Origin of the sequence: Paenibacillus sabinae T27 (genome assembly GCF_000612505.1) — a bacterium.
In the GTDB taxonomy this organism is placed as follows: Bacteria; Bacillota; Bacilli; order Paenibacillales; family Paenibacillaceae; genus Paenibacillus_AQ; species Paenibacillus_AQ sabinae.
Window position 1 is genome coordinate 857258 of the sequence record NZ_CP004078.1, and the last position, 21221, is coordinate 878478.

At 52.1% G+C, this 21221-nt stretch carries 14 protein-coding genes; 8 read left to right on the top strand and 6 right to left on the bottom strand.

The genetic code is table 11. From position 1 onward, the window contains the following. Positions 1–162: 162 nt before the first annotated feature. From PSAB_RS03855 to PSAB_RS03865, 3 genes are all read right to left on the bottom strand, one after another. Entirely contained in the window at positions 163–999 is an 837-nt protein-coding gene (locus PSAB_RS03855; RefSeq protein ID WP_226991763.1) for a nitroreductase family protein, read from the bottom strand. 244 nt (positions 1000–1243) lie between these two features. Continuing rightward, positions 1244–1981: a class I SAM-dependent methyltransferase gene (locus PSAB_RS03860; RefSeq protein WP_025333283.1), complete on the bottom strand. Its 738-nt coding sequence runs from the start codon at positions 1979–1981 to the stop codon at positions 1244–1246. A gap of 102 nt (positions 1982–2083) precedes the next feature. Further along, positions 2084–3205: an ABC transporter substrate-binding protein gene (locus PSAB_RS03865; RefSeq protein ID WP_025333284.1), complete on the bottom strand. Its 1122-nt coding sequence runs from the start codon at positions 3203–3205 to the stop codon at positions 2084–2086. 291 nt (positions 3206–3496) lie between these two features. Between PSAB_RS03865 and PSAB_RS03870 the strand changes: the two genes are divergently transcribed. The 6 genes from PSAB_RS03870 (at position 3497) to PSAB_RS03895 (ending at position 10883) form a co-directional block, all read left to right on the top strand. Then, positions 3497–4243: a FadR/GntR family transcriptional regulator gene (locus PSAB_RS03870; protein WP_025333285.1), complete on the top strand. Its 747-nt coding sequence runs from the start codon at positions 3497–3499 to the stop codon at positions 4241–4243. A 59-nt stretch (positions 4244–4302) separates the two neighbouring features. Continuing rightward, positions 4303–4989, top strand: a complete 687-nt coding sequence (locus PSAB_RS24415) for a DUF2271 domain-containing protein (protein ID WP_025333286.1) — start codon at positions 4303–4305, stop codon at positions 4987–4989. Positions 4990–5010: 21 nt separating this feature from the next. Beyond that, positions 5011–5868 (top strand): shikimate dehydrogenase, encoded by an 858-nt coding sequence (gene aroE, locus PSAB_RS03880; protein WP_025333287.1) that lies wholly within the window; start codon positions 5011–5013, stop codon positions 5866–5868. Between the two features lie 207 nt (positions 5869–6075). After that, on the top strand, positions 6076–7101 hold the full coding sequence (locus PSAB_RS03885; RefSeq protein ID WP_025333288.1) for a LacI family DNA-binding transcriptional regulator: 1026 nt from the start codon (positions 6076–6078) through the stop codon (positions 7099–7101). Between the two features lie 31 nt (positions 7102–7132). Beyond that, entirely contained in the window at positions 7133–9328 is a 2196-nt protein-coding gene (locus PSAB_RS03890; RefSeq protein ID WP_025333289.1) for an alpha-galactosidase, read from the top strand. 313 nt (positions 9329–9641) lie between these two features. Continuing rightward, the gene (locus PSAB_RS03895) at positions 9642–10883 is read left to right on the top strand and encodes an MFS transporter (RefSeq protein ID WP_025333290.1); all 1242 of its coding nucleotides are present in this window, start codon (positions 9642–9644) and stop codon (positions 10881–10883) included. A gap of 130 nt (positions 10884–11013) precedes the next feature. Here PSAB_RS03895 and PSAB_RS03900 read toward each other — a convergent pair whose 3' ends face one another. Genes PSAB_RS03900 through PSAB_RS03910 form a run of 3 tightly spaced genes read right to left on the bottom strand, consistent with a single transcriptional unit; the run spans position 11014 to position 14870 of the window. Further along, positions 11014–12054 carry an ABC transporter ATP-binding protein gene (locus tag PSAB_RS03900; protein ID WP_038595528.1) on the bottom strand — a complete coding sequence of 347 codons (1041 nt, stop codon included), beginning with the start codon at positions 12052–12054 and terminating at the stop codon, positions 11014–11016. Continuing rightward, entirely contained in the window at positions 12044–13813 is a 1770-nt protein-coding gene (locus PSAB_RS03905; RefSeq protein WP_025333291.1) for an ABC transporter permease, read from the bottom strand. Before PSAB_RS03905 ends, PSAB_RS03900 begins: the two co-directional genes overlap by 11 nt. A gap of 19 nt (positions 13814–13832) precedes the next feature. Then, complete coding sequence (locus PSAB_RS03910) at positions 13833–14870, bottom strand: ABC transporter substrate-binding protein (protein WP_025333292.1); 1038 nt, start codon at positions 14868–14870, stop codon at positions 13833–13835. A 285-nt stretch (positions 14871–15155) separates the two neighbouring features. Here PSAB_RS03910 and PSAB_RS03915 point away from each other — a divergent pair, with 285 nt between their 5' ends. Next, a complete protein-coding gene (locus PSAB_RS03915; protein ID WP_025333293.1) occupies positions 15156–20402 on the top strand; it encodes an S-layer homology domain-containing protein in 5247 nt (1748 codons plus the stop codon). 151 nt (positions 20403–20553) lie between these two features. After that, on the top strand, positions 20554–21165 hold the full coding sequence (locus PSAB_RS24420; protein ID WP_025333294.1) for a class I SAM-dependent methyltransferase: 612 nt from the start codon (positions 20554–20556) through the stop codon (positions 21163–21165). Positions 21166–21221: the final 56 nt, after the last annotated feature.

A 21221-nucleotide genomic window follows, 5' to 3' on the forward strand; every position in this document is an offset into this window, starting at 1 on the left:
GAACGAAGGGGAAGTTTGGAACTGTAGGAGCGATAGCGATCGCCTTTGTCTCCGGATTTCATCCGTGAAGAGCGGTATAATCAAGAAATCTGGAGACAACAGCGGCCGGAAGTCCAAACATTCCTCGTAGTTACGACTAATATCTGATGAAAAATCTTAAGTTCATCTTATATAGTGGATGGTCTCCGCTTCGGATTCATAAAAACTGAATTCCAACGGGTTTCTATCCACAAATCTTGGATAGCGATACTTCGGGCTGCCTACCATAACGGCGCCTGTTATTTTCTTTCCTACAGGAATATTGAATAATTTCAGCATGGGGGAATGATCCTTGAGCGCAATCCTCTCAAATATTCCGGCCCAGCATGAACCTAATCCGAGCGTTGGCGCATACAGCTCCAAATAGGTCAGGGAAAGAATCGAGTTTTCTCTGCCTCTTGGGAAATTCTCATCAGCAATGGCCAGAACAAGAGCGGGGGCTCCCCGTAAAATCGTGTCGATCCCTTGCTCATGATAAGGCTTGAAAAAGTTATCCCGTCCCTTACTGAGCTGGGTATCTTTTTCCAATTCTTCGACGGTCATAGCGACAGCACGGTTAATGACATCCTTATTGTCAATTATTATGTAGGAGACGCCCTGCAGATTGCTTCCCGAAGGGGCATAGTGAGCGATATTAACAAGCTGTATCAGCTTTTCTCTTGGAACGGGAGCGGCTTTATAGGACCGGATGGACCGTCTGGAGCGAAGGAAGTTTTCCGCTTCCTCGGGGCTTAATTTAGGCAGCTTTTTTGAACTTTCTTGATTGGCAAGCGGTGTTTTCTCGTTATCGATAGCTTCTCTGGGACAGACGGCCACACAATGGCCGCAGGCAATACAGTTCTGCGGATAAACTTCTTCCGGACCATTCGCTCCAAGCTTCAATGCCTGTTCCGGACACTCGTTTACGCAAATTCCGCACTTCGCACATTTGTCTTCATCTACCATGATCAAACTCATCATTCTTCCTCCTTCAGGAAATCGCATTCCGAGTCACCCTATCCGGGTGGAGTAAGCATTGTCGTTTGATGTCTGGTTCCGATGATACAATAAAACATGACATAAATAAAATGAATATTTGTTATATGTTTCATATCAAAATCGGTATGTTAAATGCTTATCTGGAGACTTTGGCAGATGAGAAAAAGGTAAGCAGACAGCTCGTCGAGCCGCTGGCGGCCGATCAACAGAACCGTGAAGTTACATGCTATTTTCGCGCATATACCATGAACAGCGAGGAGGTCACACTCCGGGAAATGGTGGAGTATCTCGCATCGGTGTTGGCCTCGTCTCTGATCCGCCGGATGATATCCAGATCCATCTCGATATATTTCATGCCGAGCGAGATCAGCACTTCCGCGTCCCACTGCGGGCGTGCCTTATCACAGATGTATAAGGACTTGGCAATGGCATTGCGTTCCCTGAGCTGTTCGGCGGTTTGGGTGGGATGGCATAGCTGCTCTCCTTTTTCATCGGCCTCCTTAAAAGATTGACCATAGTTGGCGTCAAAATTTAATATCCCGCCACCGGGAGCAAGCACGCGGCACATCTCGCTGTACGCTTTATAAGGATCGGGGAGCGTCCAGGTGACATTGCGGGTGATGATGAAATCAAAGCTCTCATCCGGGAAGAGCAGTTCCTGGGCGTCCATTTGCCGGTATACAATCCCGGAATACCCCAGATCGGCGGCGTTGGCCTCGGCCTTGGCCAGCATCGCGCTTGAATAATCAATACCGGTCACTGTACAACCCAGATCCTTCATGATAAAGGAGAAGAACCCGGCCCCCGTCCCCAGATCCAATACTCTCGGCGAATCCAGTTTCGGCAGATGATCCTTGATGATCTCGGTATATCTCGCGCGCAGACCGCTGTGAAAGTCATGCAGACGCAGCTCGCTAAAATCCTCGGCCCGATTCGTCCAATAGTTGTTAATTCGTTCCCGCACTATACTCAACTCCTATTATTAGTCCACTCTAATTAACCTTGCGAAAAATAAAATCACTGCCGCGAGATGCGCTAACATTTCGGGTACAGTGACCTTAAATGACTATTCTTTAAAATCAATGCCGTAGAAGGTTTGGTAGAAATGCTGAACCATTGCATTCAGATCCACATCTTTAAACGCATCGGGGTATAAGGTTTTGGCCAGCCAAATTTCGCCAAGAGCCATGGATTCCGGCGTAGGATTGCCCCAGGGCTTCGTATAATCCGGTGCGATGATCAGCTTATTATTCTTGACGGCATCGATTTCGGACCAGGCTTTGTCGCCGCGTATTTCATCCAGTACCGATGCGTAGCGGCTCTGCACAAAGATGACTTCCGGATTCCACTTCGCTACCTGTTCCAAGTTGACCTGCTTGTACCCTTTAATCGTCTCCGCGACGTTGCGGGCGCCCGCCTTGGCCATGGCTACACCGACATATTTGCCTGTGCCGTAAGTGTACATGTTTTCGTTGGCCATATAGACCTTGATCCGGTCCTGCTCCGGCACTTCGCTTAGATGCTTGGATACGATGGCCCGGTTGCTGACGACATAATCCCATAATTCCGCGGCTTTATCCTCAGTTCCCGTAATTTGGCCGATCAGTTGGATCGCCTGCTTGAGCCCCTCGGTATAAGCCTCGTCCGGATTGACAAGATCGGGGTGAATGGTTGATGCCTGCTCTTTATCCGCCACGTACAAAGTAATTCCCACAACAGGGATACCAAGCTGTTCAAGCTGCGTCAGCGACTGCTTCGGAACCTGGTTGGATACGAACACAACATCCGGCTTGAGGCTCGCGACAGCCTCCACGTTCAATTCGGAGATTTTTCCCGGAGTCGGCAGATCTTTGATTCCCGGATACACATCGGCCACATAGCCTCCGAGCAGACTCTCCCAATCGCTTAATACGCCAACAAGCTTGTCCTGGGCATGAAGCTCAAGCATAATATCGAGCGTGTGATGCTGAAGGGCAACGATTCGTTCCACTTTCTTGGGTATTTCCACCGTGCGTCCCAATTGGTCGACAATGGTATAGGTCGCCGGTTCGGCGGGTAGAGCGGACGGCTGTTCCGTGGCCTGGGTATTGCTCGCCGCCGTGTCCGCTGCCTTCCCGCAGCCGTAGAGCGGCAGCGCCAGCAGAAGCATACACAGCATCAGTGTGAATAAGACTCGCCTGTTTTTCATTCAGTTCCCCCTGATTCCAAATGTGTTTGAAACATTGTTTGATTTGTTTTAGTTAATATTAGCGATCATTATATAAGAGCAATATCTATAAATCAATGAATTAATTATGTCTAAAATATATCAATTAAATCTTATATATACTAAATATAATTTAAAGATATATACAAGCTTCCGATGATTATTCAGGTATGCCGGAAGATCCACTCCTTCCTTGACCTCTCCCATAAAGCGGCGTTAAAATGGTTCTACCAGTATTGGTATAACCATTTTGTATGCAGAGGAGCAGACCCTATGCCGCCGGCGGAGAAACAGAACATCAGAGAATACGTGATTCAGCATATTCTGGAAAGAATTGAGAACGACGAATTGAAATCCGGCGATAAGCTGACCAATGAGCGCGAGCTGTCGGAACGGCTGGGCGTCAGCCGGGTGCCGCTGCGCGAAGCGATTTCCGCGTTGTCGACGCTGGGAATTCTGGAAGCCCGTCAGGGCGGAGGCACGTTCGTTAGCGAGTATAACCCCGGAGTGATTGGCAAAATCATCCGGACGTACCGTTTGTTCGATCGTTCGCTGATCGAGGAGATTTTCGAAGCGAGGGTACTGCTGGAGGCCGACGCGGCCAGCCTGGCCGCCATAAACCGCACCGATGAGGATTTAAGCACAATCAAAGAGGCCATTCGCAGGCACGAAGATACGGTCCGCCTGTACGCGGAGGACAAGGCCGATATCGCAGCCGTTCTGGAATGCGACAACGGGGTTCATTTGGGGATCGCCGCCGCCGCTCATAACAATTTCTTTCTGCAGATCATCGATACCGTTCGCCATGCGGGGCAGAGCCGCCGTATTTTTGACGGGAAATATACGGTGAACCCGCTCCACTTCGAGGAATCGGTCGCTTATCACGACAGCATTGTCCGTGCCATCGAGCAGCGGGACAGCGAGGCCGCCTACCGGGCGATGAGAGAGCATATTCTGCACATTCGGGAAGCCCTCGACGTGGACAAGCTGAAAGAGGATTTCGACGGCAAAAGGGAATAAGCATCGAGCATCAGCCTCCCTTTGTGGGGCTATCTTATGCGGAAAGGAGTCTCTTGGTCATGAAAAGAATACAGGGTGCCGGGCTGCTTGTGCCGGCGCTTCTTCTTGTGCTGCTGGAGACGGCTTGCGGCGGGAGCGGTCTGGCATCAGGCAGCCGGGAGGCAAATGCACAGACGGGGACGGCGGCTGGCTCATCGCTGGCTGCATCCACGGGCAGCCGCTCGGCTGCCGGGCAGCAGGCTGCCGGGTCAGCTAAGGCAGGAGGATCGGCACGGAAGCTGGAAATCTTCTTTCCTTTCGTCCGTCAGGACGGAATCGCGACCAATCAGTTCGCCGTATGGATTGAGGACGGCAAAGGCCGATATGTCACGACGCTATACGCCACCCGGTTTATCTCTACCGGCGGGTACAAGCTGCGGCCGGAGGCCATTCTGACCTGGGTGAAGCATTCGGGGCTTTCGAAGGCTTCGCCGGAAGAGGTGGACGCATTCTCGGGAGCGACGCTTTCCAGCGGCCAGCTGAAGTTCGCCTGGGACTGTAAGGACCGGAAAGGAAATCCTGTTCCCGCAGGGAATTACCGGTTCTACGTGGAGGGAACGACGCGCTGGGAGAACCGGATCTTGTACGAAGGAACGATTGCGGTCGGCAAAAAACGGGCAACGGCGAAAGCCGCTGTGAAGTATACGACCGATGAAGCGACGCAGAGCGGCATGATTGGAAAGGTGACCGCCGTATTTACGCCTTAAATGAAGGAGGAAGATGTACAGATGGGAAAGAGTTACCGTTCGGAGCTTGTCGGGGCCTTCGGCTGCCCGATTGACGAGAATCCTACCGGAGTCATGGAGGAAGCGGCTTTTCAGGCGAAAGGTCTTGACTACCGGTATTTGACGATCAAGGTAAACGAGGGCGACCTGGAGGATGCCATGAAGGCGGTGCGCGCCTTTAACATGCGCGGAATCAACCTGACCATTCCCCACAAGGTCGAGGTGCTTCGCTATCTGGATGAGCTGTCGGAAGCGGCGGAATTGATTGGCGCCGTCAATATGGTTGTGAACCAGGACGGCAAGCTGTGGGGAGAGAATACCGACGGCAAGGGCTTCCTGACCTCTCTTCGGGAAGAAGGAATTACGGTTGAGGGGAAGGCGGCCACGGTGCTCGGGGCGGGAGGCGCGGCGCGGGCGATCAGCGTGGAATGTGCGCTGGCCGGCGCGGCCAAGGTGAACATCGCCAATCGCGACGCCGAGCGCGGAACAGAGCTGGCGGGGCTCATCAATGAGCGCACCGACGCGGACGCTTCGTTTCTCCCATGGGATACGAAGCTTAAAGTGCCGGCGGACACCGATATCTTGATCAACGCCACTTCGGTGGGGCTGTATCCGAACGTCAATTATAAGCCCGATGTGGACTACGATACGATCAAACCTGAAATGACGGTCAGTGACGTGATCTTTAACGACCCCCACACCTTGTTCTTGTGGGAGGCGGCGCGGCGCGGGGCGAAGACGATTAACGGACTGGGCATGCTGGTTAATCAGGGGGCGCTTAATTTTACCTTGTGGACCGGCGTCGAGGCTCCTGTTGATGTCATGACGCAGACACTGAAAAATGAATTTGGACTCAAATGAAATCATTCATAGATATCCTTCCTGCCTATTCGTGAATGGGATAAGGGGAACGGCACGACAATCCGAGTAAGCCTTAACCGGGCGGACTCGGTTTTTTTTCTGCGATAAATATATTGATTGAAAACGATTTCTTTGGTATATTGTTACCATAAAGTTTACTAGTTGTTAAGTAAAAATATTAGTTAAATCAGTGGGAGTGATGAGCAGATGGTAAGAATTAAGGACGTTGCCGAGTCAGCCAATGTCTCAACGGCCACGGTATCCCGGATATTGAACAATGATCCCTCCCTTTCGGTTTCGGGCGAAACGAGGAGAAGGGTTCTGGAAGTGGTCAATGAATTGAACTACAAGCCCGGAAGAAGAAAGAAGACCAAAGCGTTTCAGGAACAAGGCTCCTTCAGCATCGGCCTCGTGTTGACGAATGATGAAGCCATCGATCCTTACTTCATGTCCATCAGACAGGGTGTGGAGAGCTTATGCGATCAGTATTCGGTTAAGATCGCTACCGTCTTCCATATCGGTAAAAGCCAGTTTTCATCGGGCAGCATGAATGAGCTTGACGGCCTTATCGTTCTGGGGGATGTCAACAGCGAGGAACTGAAGGGGGTGTATAGCCACAACCCCAATATTGTATTTGTGGATTTTGTGCCCGAGGAAGTCAATGTGGATGTGGTGATTTCCGATTTTGAAACCGCTACTCTCAAGATTTTGGATCACCTGTTCAGTAAAGGCCACAGCCGGATTGCGTACATCGGTGGCAAAGGCTTAATCCGGAGCATTCATAACGAAAGAGAGATTGAGAAAGAAGATGTCCGGCTGAGCACCTTTGAGAGAAGGATGAAGGAGAAAGGGCTTTTTGAAGCGGACAACGTTCTGGTAGGGGAATTCGGCCCGCTGAGCGGATATATGCTGATGAAACAGCTGATTGGCAAGCCGTCCTTTCCGAGCGCGGTTGTGGTGGCCAGCGACCCGATGGCAATCGGAGCGATGAAGGCGCTGCATGAGGCGGGCCTGAAGGTTCCCGGCGATATTTCCATTTTTAGCTTTGACGATATTGAAGCTTCCGCCTTTTTGAATCCGACACTGTCTACAGTGAAAGTCCACACGGAAGAGATGGGGAGGACCGCAGTCAAGCTGCTGGTTGACCGGATGAAGAACGGCAGGGAACTGCCGCTCAAAGTCATTTTGCCGACGGAACTCGTCGTGAGAGAAAGCAGCGGGCCTTTATTATAATAAAAATCAAAGTAGGAGTGATCTTTTCTCAATGGGAGTACATTTTGATGCAGTGAACCGACTCTTTCATTTGCAAGCCAAAGATACGAGCTATGTCATCGGCATTGTCCGGGATGAATACCTGCTGCACCTGTATTGGGGAAGACGAATCGCCGCATACCATCATACCAACAAGATTCAGCTGCTGGACCGGGGATTTTCCGGAAATCCCTACAACCACAAAGAGGACCGCGCTTTCTCGCTCGATACGCTTCCGCAGGAATACCCCCAGTACGGAAATACCGATTACCACAAGCCCGCCTATCAGGTTCAGCTGGAGAACGGATCGACGGTCTCTGATTTGCGCTACCGGTCGCATACCATTGTGAAAGGCAAACCGGGCCTAACAGGCCTTCCGGCGGTTTATGTAGAGGATGAACGGGAAGCGGAAACGCTTGAGATCGTCATGGAAGATCAAGTCACCGGACTAGAGGTGCTGCTAAGCTATACCGTGTTTGAACAGTTCAATGTCATTACCCGGTCGGTCCGGTTCGCGAATAAAGGGTCCGAGTCCCTGAAGCTGCTGAGAGCCTTGAGCCTGAGCGTCGATTTTCAGGATGCTGACTTCGATTTCCTTCATTTGTACGGAGCCCATGTCAAAGAAAGACATATCGCCAGACAGCCGCTCAGACACGGAATCCAGTCCGTCGAAAGCGCACGAGGCGCCAGCAGCCACCAGCACAACCCGTTCATCGCCCTGCTGAGACCCGGAACAACTGAAGCGTACGGCGAGGTCTATGCTTTTAACTTTGTATACAGCGGAAATTTCCTGGCTCAGGCTGAGGTGGATCAATTCCGCAATACCAGAGTGACGATGGGGATCAATCCCTTCGACTTTAGCTGGAAGCTTGATCCCGGCGAAGAATTCCAGGCGCCCGAGGCGGTTATGGTCTACTCTTCGGAGGGCCTTGGGGAGATGTCGAGAACCTTCCATGATTTATACCGCACCCGGCTGACAAGAGGAAGCTACCGCGACAAGGAGCGGCCGATATTGGTCAACAACTGGGAAGCGACCTATTTCGATTTCAACGCGGAGAAAATACTCGATATTGCAAGCGTCGGGAAGGAGCTCGGGATTGAGCTGTTTGTCCTTGACGACGGCTGGTTTGAGAAAAGAAACGGCGACAAGTCCTCACTCGGCGACTGGTTCGTGGACCGCGAGAAGCTGCCGGACGGGCTGGACCATTTGGCCGAACGGGTCAATGAAATGGGGCTGCAGTTCGGACTCTGGTTCGAGCCGGAAATGATCTCGGTGGACAGCGATTTGTACCGCGAGCATCCGGACTGGTGCCTGCATGTGCCGAATCGTTCAAGGTCGGAGAGCCGCAATCAGCTCGTCCTTGATTTTTCGAGGGAAGACGTATGTGAAGAAATTACCAAGAGGGTCAGCGCGATTCTGGAGACGGTTCCGGTATCTTACGTGAAGTGGGATATGAACCGCCATATGACCGAGATCGGCTCAGCAATCCTGCCGGCGGACAGACAGCGGGAAACGGCGCACCGTTACATGCTTGGCCTGTATAAAGTGATGGATGCGATCACCTCTTCTTTTCCGGAAGTGCTGTTCGAGAGCTGCTCGGGCGGCGGGGGAAGATTCGATCCGGGTATCCTGTATTACATGCCGCAGACGTGGACAAGCGATAACACAGACGCCGTGTCCCGATTAAAAATCCAGTACGGCACAAGCCTCGTCTACCCGATTATTACGATGGGCTCCCATGTATCCGCGGTTCCGAATCACCAGGTTCACCGGATTACTTCAATGGAGATGCGGGGCGATGTGGCCATGTCCGGTAATCTGGGCTATGAGCTCGATTTGACCAAGCTGACGAATGAGGAAAAAGAGACGGTCAAACAGCAGGTAGCCAAGTACAAGGAGATCCGAAGCCTCATTCAATTCGGCGATTTCTACCGCCTGCTCAGCCCGTTTGAGGGCAACGAAACCGCATGGCTGTTCGCGGACAAGGAGAAGAAAGAAGTCATGGCCTTCTTCTTCAATGTGGTGGCTGAACCGGCGGCCCCGTTAAAACACCTGAAGCTGCACGGAATTGACGTGACCAAGAAGTATCGGCTGTCCGGTACGGATGAGGTATACGGCGGGGACGAGCTTGCGTATGTCGGGTTGAGTGTTCCGGCGGAGGCGGAGCGGGATTTCCACAGTTACGTTTGGCATTTTACTGAAGCTTAAATCGCATAACGCAATCATTCTGCAGCCTTTCCTTTTTCCGGGAGAGGCTGTTTCACTGCCATCGAACCGGGTTATTTAGTTAATAAACTAGTAAACATTATGGTTTAACTGCTTGTTTTCGTGATTATTCGCTTTATTGTCAATAATACCATTGTTATTTTATAGAAAATGGGAAAAATACAATTACTCTATTGAATGTATGCGTTATCTTTGTTATACTCGGTTTAGTAAATTAATCTTCTAATTAACTAGTTAACTTTTAGAAAGCGGTTTACTCGGTGCTTAAAAGAAAGAATTTAAGGAGGAGAATGAATTGAGAACGCTTAACAGAAATTATTGGATTTTTGGAGTTTTCTTTATGCTTTACTTCTTCATTTGGGCTGCTTGCACCATGTTCTTGTCTTTATGGCTGACCCAGGAGGGCGGACTTAATTCCACCAAGACGGGAATTATCTTTTCCGTCATATCGATCGCGGCGATGTGCTTTCAGCCTTTTTTCGGAGTTATATCGGACAAACTGGGACTCAAGAAGAGCTTGCTCTGGCTGTTTATTGGACTGCTGGTGTTCATCGGACCGTTCTTTGTTTACTTGTTTCCGGCTTTGCTGAAGACGAATATCATTCTGGCGGCTGTAATTGGCGGCGCTTACCTGGGAGCTATTTTCAATGGTGGCGTCGGCGCAATCGAAGCTTATATCGAAAGAATCAGTCATCTGAACGGATTTGAATACGGCCGGGTCCGGGTATTCGGGAACATTGGCGCCGCGGCAAGCACCTTTGTAACAGGGCATTTGTTCAATACCAACCCGGATCTCGTCTTCTGGATCGGCACTGGCATGGCGCTGCTGCTGGCTGTTGTGTTCTCCTTCGCCAAGACGGGGACAGCCGACACCCAAGCCGTTCATACGGAGAAAGCGGAGGCTCTTCCTAAAGGCTCAACGATAGCCCTTTTTAAGAATCGAAAGTTCTGGATGCTCATGCTGTATGTTCTTGGAGTTGGGTGCATTTACGATGTTTACGATCAGCAGTTTGCCGTTTACTTTACCCATTTCTTCTCCACGCCGGAGAAGGGAACGCAGGTCTTTGGCAATCTCGTCACCTTCCAAATCTTCTTGGAAGCGATTGTAATGGTACTGGCACCGTTTATTATCAACAAAATCGGAGCGAAGAACGCGCTGCTCTACGCCGGCTTCATTATGTCCTTACGGATGGTGGGATCAAGTCTGGCGGACGGAGCGGTCGCTATCAGCCTGGTGAAATTAATGCATGCCATTGAAGTTCCGATTCTGCTGGTGGCCATCTTCAAGTACATCTCGGCGAACTTCGATATGAGATTGTCCGCGACGATCTATCTGATCGGCTTCCAGTTTTCAAAGCAGGTCGGAGCGATCTTCCTGTCGACCATCGCGGGCAATATGTACGATACGGTTGGATTTAAAAGCGCATACTTGCTGCTTGGTTCCATTGCGCTGATCTTCACCCTGATTTCAATCTTTACCTTGTCCGGCAGCAAGCTGCTTCTTGTGAAGAATGTAAGCGCTCAAAAGGCGAGTTGAAGGAAGCTGTGAAAAATAGAAGAACCCGGACAGATCGTGTCCGGGTTCTTTGCCGTAATTGACCGGGGATGGCTTCGGCGGGCGAGGATATCCTTAGATCCCCGGCTAGGGGCAATGCTGCTTTTCCGCCTTACAGGGCGTGCGGTTTGAGGCTTAACGTCACCTTATCGTGCAGCCGGAACGGCCGGGAGGAGACGGCCTCCAGATGATCGGAGCCGCTGCGGATATGATAGTGGTACTCACGGCCCTGGAACTGGACGTTGACGATTTCTCCGCTTATTCCGGCTTGACCTTCCGATGATATCTGAAATTGATCGGGCCGTACCGGATAAATCCGGTTCAGCTTAAAGCTGCTGCTCGTACTCTCACAAGGCCAGGAGGTATCGATGCTGTTCTCCGGAATAAACCGGTTGTTGATCCAGCGGCCTTTGACGAGATTGGCTTTCGATACGAATTGGGCGACAAAAATAGTCTGCGGATGCAAATACACCTCAGACGGGGTGCCAACCTGCTCGATCTTGCCGTCCTTCATGACAACGATACGGTCCGCCATCGCCAAGGCCTCGCCCTGATCATGGGTGACATACACGACCGATGAGGAGGTCTCCCGGTGAACCTTCTGGATTTCGCGGCGCAAGTCCATGCGGAGCATGGCATCCAGGCTGCTGAGCGGTTCGTCCATGAGCAGAAGTGAAGGCTCCGAAGCGATGGCGCGTGCGATGGATACCCGCTGCTTCTGTCCGCCCGACAGCTCATGCGGCATGCGGGAAGCGAACGGGGCCAGACCGACAAGGTCAAGCACCTGCTCTATGCGCTCCCGCTCCTTCCGCTTGATATGCGCGGGCGTTTCTTTATGCGCGCGAATCGGAAAGCGGATATGCTCCGCTACGTTCATATGAGGCCATAAGGCGAAGGATTGGAACACCATGCCGATTCTTCTTTTCTCCGGGGGCACCAGAACGCCGCTGCCGGCGACAACCCGGCCGTCGATGAGGATTCGCCCGGACGTGGGCTGCTCAAATCCGGCCAGCATGCGCAGAAGGGTTGTTTTTCCGCAGCCGGAGGGTCCGAGAATCGCCACGAACTCGCCGCCGCCAATCATCAGATCGATGGAACGGAGCGCGTCGAAGCGGCCAAACGATTTGCAGACGGCATGCATTTCAATACTCATGACTGTGACCTCCTTCTCCTTGGCGTGAATTCCATTTGCGGATGAGCAGCAGCACCGCTCCTCCCGCCCCGATGAGGGCGACGATCAGACTGGACAGCGCGGTAGAATAGAGGGTATCCCCTGCCTGCTCGAAGCTGAAAATCGTGACGCCGATCGTTTGGGAACCGGACGCGTACAGCAGCGCCGATACCGTCAGCTCCGTTAGCGACATGAGAAAGACCAGAATTCCTCCGGTCAGTAGTCCCGGCAGGACGAGCGGCAGCAGAACCGCTGTCCATCTTCGCCGGATGCCTGCACCGGATACCCGCGCCGCCTCCTCTATGGAAGCATCAATCTGCATAAACGCGGTCACGCCCGTACGAATTTGAAGAATGAGGAATCTGCAGATATAAGCGATGAACAAGATCGACATCGTTCCGTAGATGCCGGGATTCCAACCGGGGATGGGCTCCATCCAGACGAGAATCATTGACAGGGCGAACACGATGCCCGGCAGCGTGTAGGGAACGGATGCGGCAATTTCGGCGGCTTTTGTCCAGGGAGACGGCTTGCGGACGCGAAGATAGGCGAACAGGGAACCGGCCGCGAGACAGACCAGCATGGTAACAAGCGAGAGTATGAGACTATTTTGGATGGATGTCCACACCCGCGGATTCTCAAACAGAATGTAACGGTAGTTATCGAAAGTCAGATTCGAAGCCGTCAGGCCGAGGCCGTAGGCTCTCTTTAACGACAGGGATATCATGGAGGACACAGGAACTGCCGTAATCAGCAGCAAAAACGCCCATAACGCGGCTGACACCGGCTTCCTGAACTTTCCCAAGGAATAGCGCGGAACGGAGTCCGGCTGAACCGCATCCGGCGCATGGCTTTTGCGGAGCAGCATCCATTGAAGCAAGCTTCCCAGCACGGCGGCAGTCCCGAGCAGAACGGACAGGGAAGCGCCTCTGGCGAAGGCCGATGGTCCAAACCCGACGATTTCTTCATAAATCAGCGTACTGAGGACGGAGATATTCACCGGAGTTCCCAGAAAGGCCGGAATGCCGAAATTGTCCAGCGATGCCAGAAACACCAGAAGCCCCCCGGCGGTTAAACCCGGAAGCGCCAAAGGCAGCGTAATCCGGCAGAATGTTTTGAATTTACCCAAGCCTCCCGCTCGGGCGGCCCATTCGAGATCACGCGGGATTTTTCGGAACACGTCCAGCGTTAACATATAGACCAGCGGGAAATGATGAATTCCCATCACGAAAATAATCCCGCCCATACTGTACATGCTCCAAGGAGTAAGTCCGGGGTTAATCCACTGCAGAAGCTGGGAAACCCAGCCCTGCGGCCCTATGAAAGAGGACCACGAGAGGGTTAGTACATATGAAGGCAAAATAAAACAAAGTAGAATGGCCGGATGCAGCATCCTTTTTCGACCGATATCGGTATAGGCGACGAACCACGCGAACACGGTTCCGAGCAGCAGAGAAAGCGCGGTGGAGCCGAGAACGACGGTAACGGTACTCTGCAGCGTGATCCAAAACCGCTCCTGGTGGATCAGTTCGCGGTAATGCGCAAGCGTAATGCCCGCATCGCTCTGAAAGCTTAGCCATACTAATTTGGCGACAGGGAATACAAAAAGCAGCAGAACGGCAGGTACCCCCAGAAGTCTGGCTGCCCAGCCGCCCCGGAACCTGCGAACAAACTGGGGAAGGATCGAATGATCCTTCCCTTTGTACTGTACGGATACGGAATGTGGGTGTATTTCGCTCATATCAGCAGACTCCATTCCTCTATTGGCCGAACATGTCAATAAATTTCTGTTTATCACTTTCGCGCTCATCGGTCAGCTTGGCAAGATCTCCGGAAAGTATCTTCATTTCCGAGATGCTTTTCAGCCCTTGAGGCGCCGAAATCCCCTTGCGGATCGGCGAATAGCCAATCTCTGCGGCAAGCTTCTGTCCGTCCTCGGAGAGGACGAAATCGACAAACGCCTGTGCTGCCGCCGTATTTTTCGCATCCTTCATGATGCCAATCGGCTCGGTAATAATCGGCACGCCCTCCTCAGGATAGGTCAGTTCCACAGGTGAGCCTTTCGCTTTTTCGCGGGCAACCATGAAGTCGACGACCATGCCGTAGGATTTTTCCCCGCTGGCCACCGCCTTCATCACGGCTCCGTTCCCCTTGATAACCGCCATCCCGTTATCCTTCACAGCCTGCAGGAATTCCCATCCGAAGCCGTCCGTACGGCTCAATACGCCGATGTTGTAGGCCGCCGCTCCCGAATACAGCGGACTGGGCATAATGCCGGTATCCTTGGCAGCCGCCTCCGTCAGTACTTTCCAAGACGTCGGAGCGGTCTTTACCTTCTGGGTGTTGGTCGCAAGCACGGTCGCCATGACCTTCGTTCCAGTGTACATCCCGTCCGGGTCGGCCAGTTCGGCAGGAATTTCCCCAAGCTCCGGGGATTTGTAGGCCTGCAGGAGATCCTGTTTTTTCAAGCTCTCAAAGGTTACTGAATCGGCGAGCAGCAGCACATCCGCCTGAATCTGGCCGGCCTGCTTCTCCGCTTGAAGCTTGGCCGTTACTTCCTCGGTTCCCGAACGAAAGATCGCGACGTCGACACCCGGATATTTTTGATTGAAGGCTGCCGCGAGCTTGGTTGCATCTTCCTCAGGCTGTGAAGTATAGAAGGAAAGTTTACCGGAAATGCTGGCCCCGTTCCCGCTGCCGCTTTGCGCCTGCGAAGCCTGTCCTTTATCGGAGCATCCGCTGAATACGAGCATGGCCGCCAGAGCGGATAAGATCAAACCACTTTTTACCGTTCTCAAAACTCATCTCTCCCTTAGTGTAATGATGTTCAGCTTATGAGGTCTGGAGATTGCAGGGGCTGCTGATCATGAATCCGAACAGTTACTATTCTGAACAGGCTATGTTATTTGGGTGTTGGGATAATGTTAAAAGCATATGAAATAAAGAAACGGAAGATTATGTAAAAAATAATTAACAGCGGGATGATGCGGGGATAACAGACTTCTTACATTTTATTGCTAATTTAATATTTAGATATTTAAGGAAATTAAGAAACTATTACTGGGAACGGAGATGCAGAGCCATTGAAAAGAAGAATGCTTAAAAAGCTGGCGTTACATGCTTCAATTGCCGGCTTGCTGTCCGGCTTGCTGGCGCCATACGGTGCGGGCATGGCGAGTGCCAACGCGATTGTTGACGGAATCGATTCCACGAACATTCCCAAGCTGTTGATCACGGAACTAGTGCCGGACAGTTCGAATGTATCTGGGAAATCCGTAGACGCCTATGAATTCATTGAGGTCTATAACAATTCAAGCCAATCGGTTTCGTTAAAAGATTTCAGTCTGCATTACCACTATGTTAACTCCGGCGGAGATTCGGATACGGTCTGGCCGTTGGCTTCTTCGGCGGATAATCCGATAATCGGACCCCAACAATCGGTTGTGCTATGGATTATGAATAACGACAATACGACATTGACGGCCGCCGATTTCAACGGCAATTACCTCACCTCGCTAACCGAAGGCGTGAACCTGTTCCGTGTTTCGGGCGGAGGAGGCATGAGCAACAGCGCTCCGCGGGATTTGATCTTTAAAGACGGCGGCGGAAATGTTGTCGTATCGGCTTCCTACCAGAACGATGACCAGACCCAGAAAGACAAAGGCATCTTTTATGCCTATCCGGCGGACGGAAGCACGGCCATGCAGATGGTGACGACAGGCGATTATGCGGCCGGTCTGCACGCGGCAACGCCGGGAACGGTTGAAAGCCAATTTATACCTGGACAAGCATCCGACGAAACCGGCACAACGCTGGCCATTCAGCACGTCCCCGTTACGGATGCGACCGACGACAGCGATTTGCAGCTGGCGGCTGACGTTACGGCGAATGTTTACGGCGACTCGGGGAACGTAACCGCAGCCGTATACTACAAGCTGGACTCCGAAGCTGCGTTTACCCGGCTGCCGATGAGCATCAACGCAGGGAGATCGGCAGACGACAATGTTGCTTTTGAGTCTGCAATTCCGAAGGAACGGCTGACGGAGGACAAGCTGCAGTATTACATAGAGGCTAATGACGGATGGGCCACGAAGGATACGGATGTCTACACAGTCCAGGTGAACCTGCCCGATTTCGATCCGTCCAAGGTTCCGCCGCTGCTGGTAACCGAGCTTGCTCCCAATACAACCAATGTCAATGGAGCGGATGGATACGAATTTATTGAAATTTACAACAATACGGACAAGATCATTAATCTGAAGGATTATAAAATCTATTACCGGTACACGGACTCCGGACCGGATGCGGATCTAGTCTGGCCGACCGACCGGGAGGACATGATGATTGGCCCCGGCAAGACGCTTGTCTTCTGGGTCATTAATAACGGCAATGGCAGCAAGGCGGTTGCCGACTTCAACGCGAATTTCCATACCAATCTGGTGGAAAATCAGGATATCTTCAAAATCTATTCCGACGGTATGGCCAATGGCTCCAAGCGCGGCGTAGCGATTGGCACCAACACGCATGCGGACATTTCCGCCGCGTACTACGACGGAGCTTTGACCAATGAAACGGCCGAAAATAAGGGCATTCAATATAAGTACCCGGCCAACGGCAGCAACACGATGATTAAGCTGAGTTCCGGTGTTGAGAACGCGTCGCCGGGTAGCGTCAGTCCGGCTCAGGTGCCTGAAGTGCCCGTATCGGCAGCGGATGACGCCGAGCCGCCAACGATTGCGGATATGACGGGCAAGAGCAGCATCGACCAATCGCAGAACCTGGCGATCGTGGGCGACGCACAGGACGATCAAAGCGTCAAATCGGTGAAGCTGTATTATAAGACCGATCAGCAGAGCGAGTATTTCAACCGCTATTTGTACGTGGATTACAATGACACAATGTATCATTTTACTCTCTATTCACCGGATCTGATCGGCAAATCCTCCGTGCAATACTACTACGTAGTATCGGACGGAACGCATGAGGTCACTTCGGATATTTACACCGTCCAGATTACCGGCGGCCCGGATCGCAGCGAGCTTCGCCTCAATATCAAGGACGGCGATTTGATTCGCGGAACAAGGACGGTCAAAGGAACGGCGGAGCAGGCCGGGCCGGATACCCTGCAGCTTAACATCGACGGCAAACCGCTGACCAGCGGAACGTATCACGCAGTTGAGCAGGACGCGTTCTTCGCCTTTGACGCCAATTCGGTCAACTATTATTTCAAGAACGGCGTAACGATCGGCGATGAAATTTTATATACGTTTATGGACCCGATCAACACCTATATGACACTCTCCGTGCCGATTGCCGCCACCCGTCTGAAGGCGGGCGACAACGTGATCTCGGTCCGCGCGGGAACGAAATCCTCGCCGTTCGACGATCGTCCGGAAGAGAATAAAGACGATTTTACGGTGAAAAATATCCGGCTTGTGTTTGCGGACGGCACCTTTGTTTATGATCCGGTCTACGCGAATCCGGCTAAAGAGATCAAAATGGGAGACAGCGCGGGCAGATTCCCGGCGGTTGATTTTCATTTCAATCTGCCGGACGGGCAGCTGAAATCCAAGGCGTATGACCTGGATACGACCAAGCTAGCGGATGGCCCGCACCAAGTCACCGTGCAGAGCGCGGTATATGGGCATAAGACGGTCCATTTTACGGTAGACAACACCGCTCCAGCCATTGTTCCGAGCGTCGAGGACGGCAAAACGTATCGCGGCGAGTTAGCGCTGAACGCAGAAATCACGGATGCCCTTGCGGGCGTCGAATCCACGGAAGCGGTTCTGGACGGTGAGAAGATCGAACTGCCCTATGCCACCTCTTCGTCTAAGCTGAAGCCGGGCAATCACACCTTGACCATCAAGGCGGCAGACAAAATCGGCAATGCTGCGGACAAGACCATCACCTTCAATGTGCCGAATGAAAATCCGCTGAAGCCGGAGCTTGTATCTCCCGTGAGTGAGCAGTCTGGCGCCACAGGCGACCTGACGGTGAAGGTGCAGGACCCGACGAACGATTCGCTGAAGGTGAGCTTCTATAAAGGCTATCTCTTCGATGGCGCGCATCGTAAGGGATTCGCCGCTTACAAGAACGCATCGGACGTGGAGCCTCCGGGACAGCTGAAGCCGGAAGGCGAGCAGGCCTTTACGCAGGAAGAGTACAGCCTGATCGGCACCGCCGACGGGCAATATCTGAACAATGATTCGGACGAGAAATTCCCGTATCACCGGTTTGAAGTCAAGCTTGATCCTTCGGTCAAACAGGCGGATTCGGTGGAGATCGATTGGCAGGGTAAATCGCTGGAGGGACGGCAGGTCAGCATGTACGCCTGGAGCCCGTCATTGGATGCGTGGAAGAAGCTGGACGGCCGGGTTGCGGGAAAAGAGGATTTTGCCTTGACCGCTGAGGTGCAGGCCGGGGACTATGCCGTTGACGGAACCATTCATGTCATTGTGCAGGACCAGATTCCGGTTAACCAGGACCCTTACGATTTCAGCTTCGTCTGGATGTCGGATACGCAGTATTATTCGGAAAGCTATCCGGAAATATATGAAGGCAACGTGAAGTGGATTGTGGATCATAAGGATGACATGAACATCAAATATGTCATTCATACCGGCGATGTCGTGGACGAGGCCGATAAGGAATACCAATGGCAGGAAGCCGACAAGGACATGAAGGCGTTGGAGGATGCCCAAATTCCTTATGGCGTGCTTGCGGGCAACCATGACGTGTCGCACCAGAGCTCCGACTATACCAAGTTCTATCAATATTTTGGCGAACAGCGCTTCAAGAGCCAGCCGACGTTTGGCGGTTCCTATCTTAATAACAGAGGGCATTACGATCTGATTTCCGCAGGCGGCAATGATTTTGTCGTTGTCTATATGGGCTGGGATATTCGCGACGAAGACATCCAGTGGGTGAACGATGTGGTAAAAATGTACCCGGACCGCAAGGCGATCCTCAATTTCCATGAGTATTTGCTTGTATCCGGGAACCGCGCTCCGATTGCGGACAAAATTTATGAACGCGTCGTTGTGCCTAACCCGAATGTCATTGCCGTGCTGAGTGGGCATTATCACGACGCCGAAGAACTGATCGACCCGATTGACGATAACGGCGACGGAGTGCCGGACCGCCAGGTATACCAAATGCTGGCCGACTATCAAGGAGCTGAAAAAGGCGGCCTCGGCTACATTCGTCTCCTGCAGTTCGATCTCAAGAATAACAAGATACATGTGAAGACCTACTCGCCATATCTGGACGATTATAACTACTATGATCCAGCTTCGTATCCGGGCAAGGATGAATTTGATCTCGATATCGACCTTCAGCCGATGAAGAAACGGGTAGCCACCGACTATTTCGGAGTAAAGGTGTACACTGGGGAGAAGCTTGGCGAACAGAGTGATATCGCCAGCGGAAGCAATGCGAGCATTCATTGGGACGGCTTGAAGACGGGCGGCTACTATCAATGGTACGCCGTGGCCCAAGACGCGTACAGCGGCTCGGCCCGTTCCGACATTTGGGGCTTCACAGCGGGGGGAGTCGCGGAGGTACCGACACCGACGCCGACGCCGACACCGACGCCGAGTGAGACACCAACACCGACGCCGACACCAACGCCGAGCGTATCACCGGAACCGACGCCGAGCGAAGCACCGACACCGAGTGAAGCACCGACACCAACAGCAACGCCAACACCAACGCCTACGCCGACACCAACGCTAACAGCGAAGCCTGCTGCACCGTCACCAGCTGCTTCGGCTGAGGTTCCGTTCAAAGATGTGGGCGTGAAGTACGATTGGGCGAAGGAGGCCATCGGAGTTCTTACCGAAAAAGGAATCATCCAGGGTTCCTCGGACATCTCGTTTGAACCGGCGAAGCCTGTGACGAGAGCCGATTTCATGGTGCTGCTGGTTCGGATGCTCGATCTGAAAGCCGATTTCAATTCCAACTTCAGCGATGTCCGCGCCACCGATTATTACTATGAGGCTTTAGGCATTGTCAAGCAGCTAGGCATCGCAAATGGAGCGGGGGAAGGGAAGTTCAATCCGAAAGAGACTTTATCCAGACAGGATATGATGGTGCTGTTAATGCGTGCCTTGGAGGCAACGGGCAGCCTGAAACTTTCGGGTACAGCAGCCGATCTTAACGGGTTCCGGGATCAATCCAAGATCGCCTCATATGCGAAGGAGGCCGTAGCGGCCATGGTTAACGCCGGTATTGTACAAGGGAGCGGTTCGGGCTTGAACCCGACCGGTACGGCAACAAGAGCGGAAACCGCTCAGATCCTCTACCGGGTATACAATAAGGTGAATTAACATATTGAGCTTTTCGGCAAATAGCACAAGAAAGCAATAATTCGCAGCCGTTTCCCGCTTTGGGGAACGGCTGTTTTCATTCATGCTCATTGAAAATATCACTGTCTTTCAGTAATGTTATTTATATACAGAACAGGGGAGGACGTCCGAATTGCAATCTTTAACTCCGCAAGCTTACTGGAATCAAGTGTTTAATCGGATACAAGGAGAAGGATTTGAGAATGCTTCATCCTGGCTGCGGAGGTACGAACCGTATCTTAATAAGATGCATGGTAAGCTAATTCTCGAAATCGGCTGCGGAGGCGGTAGCGATACGCGGGTTCTTGTGGAACATGGTTATCAAGTGACCGCCACCGACTTCTCGGAAGCGGCATTTGCCCTTGTCAGGGATAGGCTGCCGGAAGCGAACCTTGTCTTGCATGACACACGGTATCCGTTTCCTTTTGCGGACAAGTCCTTTGATGCGGTTATATCGAGTCTGTCCTTGCACTATTTTGAAAAGGATGCCATGACCCGGATCATCGGAGAAATCGGACGCATGCTGAAGCCTGGAGGTTTGTTTTTCGTTCGCCTGAATTCGGTAAACGATGCCGAAGCGACGAAGCAGCAACCGATTGAACGTTATTATTACAGTCTGGAATCCTGTAGAGAATTGTTTACGGATTGGAATGAAAGGAGTCTGCACGAAGTTACCGAAGATTACCATGGAAGACCGAAAGTAATAATTGAAGGAATGTTCGAGCTAGTTTGTTATATAAGATGAACTTGAAAAATGTAATCAGTTAAGGAGTAACGAAGGGGAAGTTTGGAACTGTAGGA